Genomic DNA, 12,321 nt, shown 5'->3' with positions numbered 1-12,321 from the left:
GGCCACCCGCTGATCGTTCAGGACAGGGTGACCGTGGCCCGGTGGGTGGCGCAAGCGGTGCCCGGCGTGATGCGGAGTTGCAACGCGGGGACCGCGGCGAGGACTTCGACCGTGGGCCCGGTACAGAGTCCACGATCCGCTGTTCACGGTCTTGAGGTCACCAACTCCTCGGGCGGTGCCCCCGCCTTCCACCAGGATGCCGGTGATGGGGCCCCGGCAGCGATGGGCCACCGCCCCTGACCCCGCATCAGCGCCACCTGGTTTGCGCCCCCCTGCAAGCCCGGCACCGTTCACGCACGGAGTGTGGACCTCCGGACCACGACGGTGCACGGCACCATCACATTGCGCGGTGCTTTTCCGTCCAGGACATCGATCAGTATCGTCACGGACTCGGCGCCCAGGCGGCGCGCGTCCAGGCTCAGGGCGGTCAGCGGTACATCCCAGTCCTCGGTGCCGCAGGACTGGTCGCTCTCGCGCATCACGCTGACCATCAGATCGTCGGGGATGCGCAGGCTCAGCCTCCGGGCCGCGATCACCAGGGCCTGGCCGTATGTCTCGTTGAGGCCGTGGACCGCGTCCGGGCGGTCGGGGCCGGACAGAAGCCGTAGCGCCGCCTCCACCGGATCCTCGGAGGCAGCCGGTGTCTCGACGAGCGCCGGCCGGCCGGCCGCGGCGCACCACTCGCGGTAGAGGCGCTCGGAATCCTGGGTGTACGCATCGGGTTCCGGGCCCGACAGGAGACCGACCCGCCTGGCGCCGGAGTCCCGCAGGTGGTCGAGGACTTCGGCCATGCCATGCTCCAAGTCGCTCTCCACGGTGGGTACATCCTCGTAACCCGGGTCGATGGGGCGGCCGTCGGTGACCACCGGCATGCGGCGGCGCGCGCAGTCCGCGAGCAGCGGGTCCTCCCGTACCGGGTCGACGATGATGAGGCCGTCCATCGGGACGCGGGCCCACAGCCCGGAGGCCGGATCGCTCGGGACGACGACGAGGGCGTAGTCCCGCTCGACGGCGGTCATGGTGGCGCCGGCGGAGAACGCCGCATAGTACGGGCGGTAGGTGCCGGCCCACGGGCGGTCCGACATATGGCCTACGGCCAGTCCGAGGATGCCGGTGCGTCCGGAGACCAGTCCGCGGGCCACGGGGTCGGGGCGGTAGCCGAGTTCCTCGGCGGCGCGGCGGACGCGCTCGCGGGTGGCCGGGGCGATCTGGCCCTTGCCGTGCAGGGCGTGGGACACGGTGGTGATGGACAGGCCGGTGGCCTGCGCCACGTCGCGGATACCGATCCGCCGGCCGACCTCCCCGGCCCGTGCCGATTTCCGGCTGGTCATGCTTTGGTCGCCCTTCCGTGTCATCCACCGAGCTCCGACGCGCGGCGGCCTCAAGACTGCCAGAGAACGGTCTGTCCGCACCCTCGAACCCCAAAACGTTTTTCTTTCGCTGACCTCGAGGTCTTGACGTACAAAAACGTTTTGGGCAATGTGGCGCCACCGCTTCCCGGCACCTCTCCTCTAGGAGCTCCATGCGCAGCGTCCGTACGTTTGCCCTGCCCGCACTCACCGCCGCGTTGCTCGCGGCCCTCACGTCCTGCGGCGGTTCCGCGGTCGGCAGCGATGACTCCACCACCCACACCACCGATGCCAAGGGGTTCCGCGCCTACGGCAAGTGCAAGGTGACCGGCGCCCGCGGCTCGATTCACCTCAAGACCGTCGAGAAGGGCACTCTCACCGTGGTCGGTGACCTTCCCAGCCCCGGCTGGTGGAACGGCGACACCGTGCGTCAGATCGACAGCGGATACGAGTACTGCATGGCCGCGAACCTCGCCTACCGGGCCGGCCTGTCCAAGCTCACCGTGCGCAATGTGTCCTTCGACGCGCTCGTCGCGGGCAAGGCCCAGGACTTCGACATGGCGCTCGCGGAGATCTCCATCACCGACGCCCGCCGCAAGGTCGTGGACTTCTCATCGCCGTACTTCTCCTCCGACATCGGCGTGCTGGTCGAGTCCGGGTCCAAGGTGACCAAGGACAACATCGCGGGCCTGCGGCTCGGCGTGAAGCAGGGCACGACGGGCGCCGACTTCGTCCGCGACCGCCTCCGCCCGAAGAGCCAGCCGAAGGTGTTCGCGGGCGATGTCGAGTTGCAGGCCGCGCTCCAGGCGGGCCAGATCGACGCCGCGCTCACCGATGTCGCCATCGTGCTCGGCAAGGCCCAGGAGTCCAAGGGCAAGCTCAAGGTGATCGGGCAGTACGACACCGGCGAGTCGTACGGAGCGCTGTACCCCAAGGGCGGCAAGAACTCCGCCGCCCTCGACGGGGCCATCGACGCGATGAAGAAGGACGGCACGCTCGACAAGCTCTCCTCCACCTACCTGGCCGAGGCCTTCGGCGGGGACCCGGCGGCAATCGCGGTGTGGAGCGCCAAATGACCGTGTCCTCCGATCTGTTGACTGTGTTGAAGGCCGAGCGGACCGAGCCGCCGAAGGCCACCCCGCCCCGGCCGGCGCTGCCGCTCGCGGCCGCCGCGGTGGCGGCCGTCCTGGTCACCGTGGCACTGACCGCCGCCACTGCCCAGTCCGTGAGCAACGTCCTGCCCGGCTCCGGCCTGCCGGTCGCCGGCGGGGCGGTCGTCGTGGCCGTCGCCGTGCTCACCCTGCTGAAACCCGCGCTGCGGGCTGTGCGCTCGGGCCGCGCGGCCGCCGCGGCCTGGTCCCAGGGTCGGCGGGCCGACGCCCGGCGGGCCGCGTCCGAGGGCCGTGAGGACGCCCGGACCGTACTGGGCTGGTGTCTGGCCGCGCTCGTCCTGCTCGGCGCGATCTGGTTCCTGTTCGCCAATGACCGTGCCGTGCAGCGCACTTTCCTCGACGGCGAAGTGATCGGGATCAGCCTGCGGGAGACCGCCTCCGCGTTCGGCACCAACCTCTTCATCGCCGTCGCCGCGCAGATCCTGATCCTCGTCTGGGGACTGGCGCTCGCTCTCGCCCGGATGGCGCCGGGGCGTACCGGCCGCCCGCTGCGCCTGCTCGCCACGGCGTACATCGACGGCTTCCGCGCCGTACCGGCGATCATCGTCATCTATCTGATCGGCTTCGGACTGCCCCTCGCCGAGGTGCCGGTGCTCAGCTCCCTCAGCCCGGTGTGGTTCGCGATCCTCGCGCTCACCCTCACCTACGGCGCGTACGTCGCCGAAGTGTTCCGGGCCGGCATCGAGTCCATCGCACCCGGCCAGAGCGCGGCGGCCCGTTCACTCGGCCTCTCGCACAGTGCCACGCTGCGCCATGTGGTGCTGCCGCAGGCCACCCGCCGCGTCGTACCGCCGCTGCTCAACGACTTCATCAGCCTGCAGAAGGACACCGCGCTGGTGAATGTCATCGGCACCATCGACGCCTTCAACCAGTCGAAGATCTTCGCGTCCAACCACTTCAACCTGTCCTCGGTGACCGTGGTCGCGGCGCTCTTCATCCTCATCACGATCCCGCAGGCCCGGTTGGTGGACCGGCTGGTGGCACGTGAGCAGCGCCGCGGCAAGGGAGCCTGACATGGCCTTCATCGAGATCGACGGGGTGCACAAGAGCTACGGGCAGACCCCCGTGCTCCGCGGCATCGACCTGACCGTGGCCCAGCACCAGGTGGTGACCCTGATCGGGGCCTCCGGCAGCGGCAAGTCCACCCTGCTGCGCTGCATCAACGGCCTGGAGGAGATCAGCGGGGGTGAGATCCGGGTCGGCGGTGATGTCGCCTCCGGCCGCGGCACCGATGTGGACCGGCTGCGCCGCGATGTCGGCATGGTCTTCCAGCACTTCAATCTGTTCCCGCACATGAGCGTGGTACGCAATGTCGCCCTCGCGCCGATGCAGGTGCGCGGGATACCGCGCGTCGAGGCCGAGGAGCAGGCTCGCGCCCTGCTCGCGCGCGTCGGCCTGGCCGACAAGGCCGACAGCATGCCCGACCGGCTCTCCGGCGGTCAGCAGCAGCGGGTGGCCATCGTCCGTGCCCTGGCCACCGGCCCCCGCGCACTGCTGCTCGACGAGATCACCTCGGCTCTCGACCCCGAGCTCGTCGCCGAAGTACTGGCCATCGTCCGCGAACTGGCCGAGGGCGGCATGACCATGCTGCTGGCCACCCATGAGATGGGCTTCGCCCGGGAGGTGTCGAACAAGGTGTGCTTTCTTCATCAGGGCGTACTGCTGGAGGAAGGGCCACCGGAGCAGATCTTCGGCGACCCGCAGCAGGAGCGTACCCGCGCCTTCCTGCGCCGCATCGTCGAGGCGGGGCGGCTGTGAGCGGCGCGCGGGTGCTCGTCGTGGAGCACGAGGACGGCACGGGCCCCGCCCAGTTCGGTGAACGCCTCGCCGACCAGGGCCTGGTGATCGACCTCTGTCGTCCCTGGGCCGGCGACACACTGCCCCGCACCCTGGACGCGTACCACGGGCTGCTGGTCCTCGGCGGATCCATGGGCCCGTACGACGAGGAGCAGGCGCCTTGGCTGCCGCAGGTGCGGAAACTGCTGCGGCAGGCCGTAACCTGGGACCTTCCCACGCTGGGGATCTGCCTGGGCATGGAACTGCTGACAGTGGCCTGCGGGGGCGAGGTCCGGCACGCCGCCCTGCCCGAGGTCGGACTCAACGACCTGATATCCCATCAAACAGCCTTCACCGACCCACTGTTCGCGCCCCTCGTGGACCAGGACAGCTGGTTGCGCGCAGTGCAGTGGCACTGGGAGGAGACGGCCACCCTGCCCGAGGGCGCCGTTGCGCTGCTCACCAGCGAGCGCTGCACCCACCAGGCGTACCGGATCGGCACGGCTGTGTGGGGTGTTCAGTTCCACCCCGAGGTGCTGGCCGACGACATACGCACCTGGGGTGCGGCGGACGTCGGTCCGCTGCACGCCCTGGGCCTCGAACCGGGCGCAGTCGTTGCCGAGGTGGGGCGCGAGGAGACGCGACTGCGCACGCTCTGGGGGGCTTTCGCCGAGCAGTGGGGGCGCATTGTTGCCGACGGTCCGGGCCCGTTTGCCCGACAGCGCGTTCCAGTGGAGCGGCTGCCCTGAGGGCCCGACGCCGGTCGGACCGGTCGGGCTGCGGGCGTGGCCGGTCCAACCGGTCCTCCCCGCCGGGCAACCGGTCGACAGGGGGCCCCGAAACCACCACACCCCCCGCGCCCCCCACACGGTTCCCGGTGCGCACCGCGAACACCCGGGCACGACACGGCCGCGGCACAGCGCGCCGGTGCCGTCGGAGGACACGTACACGGTGCCGGCCCGGTCGACGGCGATCCCCTCCGGCAGGACGCCGGGGGCGTCGGAGACGACGTGGGTACGAGGCAGCGGGCGTGCGACGGCCCGCTCGGCAGTACCGCCGAAGACGGCAGCGAGGGCGGCGGCGAGGAGACAGAAGAACCGTCAGGTGGCGTGCATCGTCGGGACCTCCAGGAGTTCATGGACCGGCGTGCCGCACGGGAGCCCGGCCGATACGCGATCCGGCCGCATCGCCTTTCGGCCCTCGCACAAAGGCGTGGCCGGGCCGATAATCAGGCGGCGTGATCCGATTGCACTTCACCGACGCCGACCTTTGCCGGGTCACGGTGGCCCAGGCTCCCGACGCCCTGCTGGAAACGGCGCTCAGCGTGCGTCGTCTGCGGGGCGGGACGGCCACCGGGGGCCCCACCCGCCCCGCCCTCAGCCAGTGGCACAAAGCGATGCAGAAGACCCGCCCCCGGCCCGGAGTCCTGCTCGACCTGGTTCCCCGCAACGGATTTCTGCCGGACTTCCTTCAACAGCCGACGGCCCGGGACTTCGCCACCGCACTCGACCTCGTCACCGGAACTTCCGCCGAACAACTGGCCCTGGATCTGGGCCTGGCGGACACACCCGGATGGAACGGTTCCCTGGAGCAGCCGAGCCGGTGGGCGCGAGAGCTCGCGAACGGCTCACCGGCGGCGCGGCGGGCCCTGCAGCGCGACCTCCAGGCGTACTTCACCTCAGCGGTCGCCCCCCTGTGGCCTCGGGTGAGAGCCGACGCCATGGCCGACCGGGCGGTGCGCGCCGAGATGCTGCTACGCGGCGGGGTCGACGCCCTGCTCACCACGCTCAGCCCCACATGGAGCTGGCAGGCGCCCGTACTGACCCTCCCGTCGACGTCCCGGCACGACATACCGCTGTGCGGCCGCGGACTGCTGCTCGTACCGTCCTGGTTCGCGGTGAGCGCCCTGGTGATGTACCGGCCGCAGAAGCCGACGGTCCTGGTCCATCCGATGCTTCTCGCCGGGGAGCCGGCCTTCTCGTTCGACGTGCTGGGACCACTGCTGGGCCGGACGAGAGCAGCTGTGCTCGCCGTTCTGCGCGTCCCGGCCACCACGACCGAGCTCGCCGAACGTGTCGGGATCTCCCTGGCAACGGCCAGCCAGCACGCCACCGTTCTGCGGAACGCCGGACTGGTGGACACCGCCCGGACGGGCCTGTCCGTCCTGCACAGCCTGACCCCGCTCGGACTGGCGCTGCTGGCGGGCGAGGAACCGTCCACGCCTACGCACTGAAAACCAACCGCGTCCCGCTTGAACCCGGCCGTGCACCGCTTGCTCGTGTTGCTGTTCCTGCTCACTACCGGGAACTGCTTCCTCCGGGACCGGCCGTCCCAGGACCAGGCTGTCCAGCCCCACGGGGGAACTTCAGTGCGGCATCTACGACAAGTGGCTCGTCCCGCCCCTGGGCGCCACACCCGCGGGCCCGCCGACGGCCCAGGCCTGCTGACGCGCCGTACCGCCACACGTCACGACCGCCTGTCACGCGCCCGCGCGACGCCCACCCGCCACCACCGCCTGCCATCCGTCATCCCTCCCGCCCCGGGGCCCATTACCTGGCAGGTAATCGATCTTCGGAGCGGACGCGGGCAGGGTTGCCGTCACAGGCCGGGGAGCGCGGGACGCGCACTCCACCAGGGCCTGAGGTCACGGTTGTTCCCCTTACGACGGGTGAGAGGTCGAAGATGCGCGGTACGCAGATGCTGGGGCGTGCGGGAGCCGTCACGGTCGCGATGGTGTCCGGGATAGCGTTCGGCACGGCACACACGAACACGAACACGGACGCGGGAGCCGCGCTGCACGCGACGGCCGCCGCCGCACCGGCCCCGGTCGCGTGCGCGGAGGTCCATGACAAGGTCGGCACGCTGGAAGGGACCATCACCCCCAACGCCTGCGCGTTCATGAAGCGGCAGATCACATTCGGCGAGACCCCCACCGGGACGCCGCCGCAGCCGGGCGAGGTCCAACACCCGCGGGTCGCCGCCTATCTCGACATCTTCGACCCGGAGGCCACCCTCTGGGAGGCCGGGGGCAATCCGCAGCGCGGGCACGCCGTCATCGGGAAATCCATCATCGGCTCGCTGGGTCTCGCACCGGACCTGCGCTATCGGGGCACCGAAGTCGTCGCGGACGGTGCGGTGGTGATGTTCGGCCAGTGGAACGAGGTCACCATCAAGGGCCACAAGGTCGGCTATCCGCAGATCGCCCGCAACGTCCTCTCCGACGACGGCAAGACGATCCAGGCCCGGCGCTACTACGACCGGTACACCGTGTTCCGCTCCGCCGCCCCGGAGCTGCGCAACCTGTTCGAGGGTGTCGCGGACACGGGTCCGGACGCGGACATGGGCCCGGCGGCCGACGACGGCCGGAGCCCCGCGCCGCACCCCTTCCGCGCCGGGGACATCACGGCGCGGCTCGCGGCCTGGAACACCGAGGACGTCGACGCTCTCGTCGGCGGCGCCGGACCCGGCCGCCTGACCGCGCCCGGCCTCGCCGCGCCCCTCAGGACCGCCGACGGCAAGGCGGCCTATCTCCGCCGGCTCTTCGACCACGCCGACGTCCGGCTGAAGCCGGGCCAGGTCGCGTTCGGCCGCACGCACACCTTCGTGGAGTGGCACGGCACCGTCACCAGTACGAAGGGCACGAACGTCCCCTTGGGCACGAACGTCCCCTTCGGGATCGTGGAGCGCTTCGGTCCGGCGGGCGAGTGGGAGCTGTACTTCGACACTCTGCCCCTGATCGCCAACCAGGCCCAGATCGACGCCATGTTCCAGCGTCTGGCCCAGTCCTGACAGCGACGCGGCCGGTCGCGGGTCCTCAGCCCCTGGGGCGGGCGAGCCTGCCGGCCGCCCCGGGGGCTCTCGACGCCGTGGACGAGCTGTACCGGCACATCGCCAAGGAGGAGGACGGGCGCTTCCTCGCCTCGCTCACCGCGTTGACCGGAGACGACTGGAACCGGGCGGCGGCCGCCTGGCGCGAGGCGCACCCGGAGGCCCAGGAACCGTCAGGAGGTGATGAAGGCCGGTGAGGGGGCACGATTCGTGCAGCGGCTGGGCAATCGATAAGGTGCCAGGCCACGACCCCCGTTCGATCCACGGGCTGGTCAGGGCTCTGCCAAGTTTGTGGCACCTCCACGGCTGCCGTGCTGGCCCCTGCCTACCTGGGCCCTGGGACACCGGGGGGCGATCTTCACGCCGGGGCAGCCGGGCCCCGGCCGACGGGCCAGGAGGAACGAGTGGCACAGATCATCGCCGAGGTCTCACGGACGTTCAATGAGTTTCTGCTCCTGCCCAACCGGACCCGGACCGACTGCTCGCCTGCGACGGTCGAGCTGCGCACGCCCCTGGTGCGGCACATCGTGGGCGAGCCGTCGACGATCGAGCTGCACTCCCCGTTCACGTCCGCGATCATGCAGGCCGTCAGCACACCGGAACTCGCGATCGCGCTCGCTCGCAACGGCGGTCTGAGCTTCCTGCACCACAACCAGTCGATCCAGGACCAGGTCGCAGCGGTCTGCCAAGTGAAGAACTTCAAGGCCGGATTCGTCACCAGCGATACGAACGTCCGGCCTGATGACAGCCTGGGTCTCCTGGTCGACATCATGCGCCGCACAGGTCACAGCACCGCCGCGGTCACCCACGACGGGACCGCCACCGGCCGCCTGCTCGGCCTGGTGACCTCCCGCGATTTCCACCCCCAACGCCACGACCTGGCCGAACCAGTCAGCGGGCGGATGACCGCCATCGCCGACTTGCCCCATGCAGGGCCCGACACCACGCTTTCCGAGGCCAACACCCGGCTGTGGGACGAACGGCTGGACTGCCTCTCGGTGCTGGACGGCGAGGGCAACCTGCAGTATCTGGTGTTCCGATCCGACTACACGGACAACAAGCGATTCCCGAACCAGGTCGTGGACACCGCCAAGCGCCTGCGCGTGGGCGCGGGCATCAACACCCATGACTACCAGGAGCGCGTCCCGGCCCTGGTGGAGGCGGGCGTGGACGCGCTGTGCCTCGACTCGTCCGACGGCTACAGCGACTGGCAAGCACAGGCCCTGACCTGGGTGAAGAAGCACTATCCCGAGATTCCGGTCGGCGGCGGCAACGTGGTCGACGGCGAGGCGTTCACCTTCCTCGCCGAGGCGGGGGCGGACTTCGTCAAGGTCGGTGTGGGCGGCGGTTCCATCTGCATCACTCGCGACCAGAAGGGCATCGGCCGCGGCCAGGCCAGCGCTGTGCTGGATGTCGCGGCGGCGCGGGATGCCTTTCGCGAGCGCACCGGCGAGTATGTGCCGATCTGTTCCGACGGCGGGCTGGTGCACGACTACCACGTGGCTCTGGCGCTGGCGATGGGGGCGGACTTCGTCATGATGGGGCGTTACTTCGCGCGATTCGACCAGGCGGCCGGCGCGAAACTGCCCACCCGTGACGGCTTCGTGAAGGAGTACTGGGGCGAGGGCTCCAACCGTGCCCGTAACTGGCAGCGCTACGGTCAGGGCGGTCAGGGGATGGTCTTCGAGGAAGGCGTGGACGGCTACGTCCCCTACGCGGGCGACCTCAACGAAGGACTCGCCCTGACCGTCGCCAAGCTCAAGACCACGATGGTCTCCTGCGGTTCCGCCACCCTGCCGGAGTTCCAGTCCACGGCCCGGCTGACCCTCGTTTCGGACCAGAGCTTCCAGGAGAGCCACGCCAACGTCACCCTGCGGGACACCCCGGCGACGGTCTCCTGACGAGCTGCCGAGGTCCATCGAGGACTACGGGTGGGAGGGGAACAGCGCACAGTCGAAACAGCCCCCTCCTCTCAGTAGTTCTCGGTCTGCGCACCGGCTGCTGCCCGCCCGCGAACGGCACCGAGAGCCTTGGCCGGCACCGTATTCACAGCCGTGCCGGCAAGACCGCCGTCGACGAGCACGGCAACCATGCAGTGCCGACAGCGCGAGGCGAGCGCGCGTACGGCGCAGTGCGCCCGGCGGACGGCTATTCGGGCAGGGGGCGGTCGTCGACGACGTGCTTCATCACGAGGGTGGAGGTCAGGCGCTGGACCCCGGGCAGCCGTGCGAGCTGCTGGTCGTAGAGCTGCTGGAAGGCGGCCAGATCGGTAGTGGCGACGCGCAGGAGGTAGTCGGGTTCGCCGAACAGGCGCTGGGCCTGCAGTACGTGCGGGACGGCGGCCACGGCCTCTTCGAAGGTGGTGACGGTGTCGCGGTCCTCCCAGCGCAGGGTGGCGAAGACGAGGGCTTCGAAGTTGAGGCCCACGGCGGCCGGGTCCACAACTGCGCGGTAGCCGCGGATCGCGCCCTCGCGTTCGAGGTCGCGCAGGCGGCGGTGGCACGGCGAGACGCTCAGCTTTACGCGGGCGGCCAGCTCGGTCACCGTGAGACGGCCGTCCAACTGCAGCTCGGTAAGAATCTTCCGGTCCAAGGCATCCATGAAGAAGATTCTCCCCCAGAACGCGCGATCATGAGGGAAATGCGGGAACACTTTCGGGCTGATCCGACCTAGCCTTCCTCACGTAACGAAGCACGTGAGAGGGATCGATCCATGGACACGACCACGCTGGCGGCATTCCTGGCAGTGGATCTCCTGCTGGTGTTCACCCCGGGCGCGGACTGGGCCTATGCGATCGCGGCGGGCCTGCGGGACCGCTCGGTGGTCCCGGCGGTCGTCGGGCTGATAGCCGGATACGCGGGATACACGCTGCTCGCCGTCGCCGGCCTGGTGGTGATCGTGGCGAGCTCGGCGACCCTGCTCACCGCTCTGACCGTCGCCGGGGCCTGCTACCTGATGTGGCTCGGTTGGGGCGTGCTGAGGCAGCCGGCCACCTTGACGGCCTCCGTGGAGACCGTGGGCTCCTCCCGCATGCAGATCGTGCTCAAGGGAGCCGGGATCAGCGGCCTCAACCCCAAGGCGCTGCTGCTGTACTTCTCTTTGTTCCCGCAGTTCATCAACCCGGCGACGGGCTGGCCGGTCGCCGCGCAGGCCGGACTGCTCGGCACGCTCCACATGACCGCCTGCGCCGTCGTCTACCTTGTCGTCGGCGTCCTGGCCCGCACTGTCTTGAGAACCCGGCCGTCCGCGGCCCGGGCGGTCACCCGCGCCTCCGGTGCCATCATGATCGCCATCGGCGGTTTCCTGCTGGTGGAACGCCTGGCCGGCTGACGAACCCGCCTCACCCCGTACGCACACCGCGACGCCCGAAGGAGAGCACGTGGAAGACCGGACACAGCAGGAACAGGCAAGCCCCGAGATAGAGGCACGCATCCGGGAGAGCTTCGACCGCCAGGGCCTGATGCGCCACCTCGGTGCACAGATCACGCGCATCGCGCCCGGCCGCGTCCACATCGCGCTCCCGAGCCGGCCCGAGGTCACCCAGCAGCACGGCTACTTCCACGCGGGCGCCACCAGCGCGATCGCGGACAGCGCCGGCGGCTACGCCGCGTTCACGCTGTTCCCCGAGAACACCGAAGTGCTCACCGTCGAATACAAGATCAACCTCCTCGCGCCCGCCGTCGGCGACCACATCGAGGCGGTCGGAACCGTCCTGAAGCCCGGGCGCACCCTGACCGTGTGCCGGCTGGAGGTCTTCGGCCTCCAAGACGGCCGACGGAAGCTCGTCGCAAACGGGCAGCAGACGCTGATCCGCGTGAACAGGCCCGAACAATGAACCCGCAGCCGCTGCCCACCCGGACGACCCGGTGGCAACGGCCGTTCCCGGACGCCGACTCGCCCCTGCTGCACGGCCGTCGGCCGGCCCTCGTCGACAGCGGCTTCGTCGGCCACGCCGAGGAGACCGCCGCCCGGGCCCGCGCGCACGCCGGCCCCGTCGACCCGGTCGTGAACACCCACCGGCACTGCGACCACGTCGGCGGCAACGCCCTCCTCCGGGCGAGCGGCGCCGCCGGGGCGCCGGAGGCCGAGGCCCTCGCCCGCCGGCCGGGAGGAAGGCCTCGAAGAAAACGCCGACTCGCCCGGTGCCGGTGGCCTGCTCGGTCAGCTCCTTGACGCGGCCGGCACCGACAACTCAT

13 protein-coding genes are annotated in these 12,321 nt (G+C 70.3%); 11 read left to right on the top strand and 2 right to left on the bottom strand.

All coding sequences use genetic code 11. From position 1 onward, the window contains the following. Positions 1-290: 290 nt before the first annotated feature. A complete protein-coding gene (locus tag ACFU8W_RS30680) occupies positions 291-1,331 on the bottom strand; it encodes a LacI family DNA-binding transcriptional regulator (RefSeq protein WP_345516749.1) in 1,041 nt (346 codons plus the stop codon). Positions 1,332-1,522: 191 nt separating this feature from the next. On the opposite strand from ACFU8W_RS30680, the gene ACFU8W_RS30675 reads away from it, so the two are divergent. The 8 genes from ACFU8W_RS30675 to ACFU8W_RS30640 all read left to right on the top strand — a co-directional run bounded on the left by ACFU8W_RS30675 (position 1,523) and on the right by ACFU8W_RS30640 (position 10,026). After that, positions 1,523-2,425, top strand: a complete 903-nt coding sequence (locus tag ACFU8W_RS30675; protein ID WP_384043907.1) for an ABC transporter substrate-binding protein — start codon at positions 1,523-1,525, stop codon at positions 2,423-2,425. Beyond that, positions 2,422-3,534 (top strand): amino acid ABC transporter permease, encoded by a 1,113-nt coding sequence (locus tag ACFU8W_RS30670; RefSeq protein ID WP_384043904.1) that lies wholly within the window; start codon positions 2,422-2,424, stop codon positions 3,532-3,534. The genes ACFU8W_RS30675 and ACFU8W_RS30670 overlap by 4 nt, the downstream gene beginning before the upstream one ends. A 1-nt stretch (position 3,535) precedes the next feature. After that, positions 3,536-4,279, top strand: coding sequence for an amino acid ABC transporter ATP-binding protein (locus ACFU8W_RS30665; protein WP_384043901.1), 744 nt, complete (start codon positions 3,536-3,538; stop codon positions 4,277-4,279). Further along, entirely contained in the window at positions 4,276-5,046 is a 771-nt protein-coding gene (locus ACFU8W_RS30660) for a type 1 glutamine amidotransferase (RefSeq protein WP_384043898.1), read from the top strand. The genes ACFU8W_RS30665 and ACFU8W_RS30660 overlap by 4 nt, the downstream gene beginning before the upstream one ends. A 488-nt stretch (positions 5,047-5,534) precedes the next feature. After that, positions 5,535-6,530, top strand: coding sequence for an ArsR/SmtB family transcription factor (locus ACFU8W_RS30655; RefSeq protein ID WP_384043895.1), 996 nt, complete (start codon positions 5,535-5,537; stop codon positions 6,528-6,530). 449 nt (positions 6,531-6,979) lie between these two features. Then, complete coding sequence (locus tag ACFU8W_RS30650) at positions 6,980-8,086, top strand: hypothetical protein (protein WP_384043892.1); 1,107 nt, start codon at positions 6,980-6,982, stop codon at positions 8,084-8,086. Between the two features lie 77 nt (positions 8,087-8,163). Continuing rightward, positions 8,164-8,322 carry a hypothetical protein gene (locus ACFU8W_RS30645; protein ID WP_384043889.1) on the top strand — a complete coding sequence of 53 codons (159 nt, stop codon included), beginning with the start codon at positions 8,164-8,166 and terminating at the stop codon, positions 8,320-8,322. A gap of 207 nt (positions 8,323-8,529) precedes the next feature. Beyond that, positions 8,530-10,026, top strand: coding sequence for an IMP dehydrogenase (locus ACFU8W_RS30640; RefSeq protein WP_345516759.1), 1,497 nt, complete (start codon positions 8,530-8,532; stop codon positions 10,024-10,026). A gap of 247 nt (positions 10,027-10,273) precedes the next feature. On the opposite strand, the gene ACFU8W_RS30635 is transcribed toward ACFU8W_RS30640, so the two are convergent. After that, on the bottom strand, positions 10,274-10,726 hold the full coding sequence (locus tag ACFU8W_RS30635) for an Lrp/AsnC family transcriptional regulator (protein WP_384043886.1): 453 nt from the start codon (positions 10,724-10,726) through the stop codon (positions 10,274-10,276). A 111-nt stretch (positions 10,727-10,837) separates the two neighbouring features. Here ACFU8W_RS30635 and ACFU8W_RS30630 point away from each other — a divergent pair, with 111 nt between their 5' ends. From ACFU8W_RS30630 to ACFU8W_RS30620, 3 genes are read left to right on the top strand one after another with little or no spacing between them, the layout of a single operon-like run. Continuing rightward, the gene (locus ACFU8W_RS30630; RefSeq protein WP_384043883.1) at positions 10,838-11,455 is read left to right on the top strand and encodes a LysE family translocator; all 618 of its coding nucleotides are present in this window, start codon (positions 10,838-10,840) and stop codon (positions 11,453-11,455) included. 49 nt (positions 11,456-11,504) lie between these two features. Then, positions 11,505-11,960, top strand: coding sequence for a PaaI family thioesterase (locus ACFU8W_RS30625; protein ID WP_384043880.1), 456 nt, complete (start codon positions 11,505-11,507; stop codon positions 11,958-11,960). Beyond that, entirely contained in the window at positions 11,957-12,298 is a 342-nt protein-coding gene (locus tag ACFU8W_RS30620; protein WP_384043877.1) for an MBL fold metallo-hydrolase, read from the top strand. The genes ACFU8W_RS30625 and ACFU8W_RS30620 overlap by 4 nt, the downstream gene beginning before the upstream one ends. Positions 12,299-12,321 lie beyond the last annotated feature (23 nt).

The organism is Streptomyces sp. NPDC057565 (assembly GCF_042801455.1).
GTDB lineage: Bacteria > Actinomycetota > Actinomycetes > Streptomycetales > Streptomycetaceae > Streptomyces > Streptomyces yanii.
Note: the sequence above shows the minus strand (reverse complement) of the source record. Positions and strands in the feature narration are given on the sequence as shown.

What these genes read in the sequence shown, in the direction of transcription:
- ACFU8W_RS30680 (WP_345516749.1), bottom strand. Translation starts at nt 1,331, where the DNA reads ATGACCAGCCGGAAATCGGCACGGGCCGGGGAGGTCGGCCGGCGGATC.
- ACFU8W_RS30675 (WP_384043907.1), top strand. Translation starts at nt 1,523, where the DNA reads ATGCGCAGCGTCCGTACGTTTGCCCTGCCCGCACTCACCGCCGCGTTG.
- ACFU8W_RS30670 (WP_384043904.1), top strand. Translation starts at nt 2,422, where the DNA reads ATGACCGTGTCCTCCGATCTGTTGACTGTGTTGAAGGCCGAGCGGACC.
- ACFU8W_RS30665 (WP_384043901.1), top strand. Translation starts at nt 3,536, where the DNA reads ATGGCCTTCATCGAGATCGACGGGGTGCACAAGAGCTACGGGCAGACC.
- ACFU8W_RS30650 (WP_384043892.1), top strand. Translation starts at nt 6,980, where the DNA reads ATGCGCGGTACGCAGATGCTGGGGCGTGCGGGAGCCGTCACGGTCGCG.
- ACFU8W_RS30635 (WP_384043886.1), bottom strand. Translation starts at nt 10,726, where the DNA reads ATGGATGCCTTGGACCGGAAGATTCTTACCGAGCTGCAGTTGGACGGC.
- ACFU8W_RS30630 (WP_384043883.1), top strand. Translation starts at nt 10,838, where the DNA reads ATGGACACGACCACGCTGGCGGCATTCCTGGCAGTGGATCTCCTGCTG.
- ACFU8W_RS30620 (WP_384043877.1), top strand. Translation starts at nt 11,957, where the DNA reads ATGAACCCGCAGCCGCTGCCCACCCGGACGACCCGGTGGCAACGGCCG.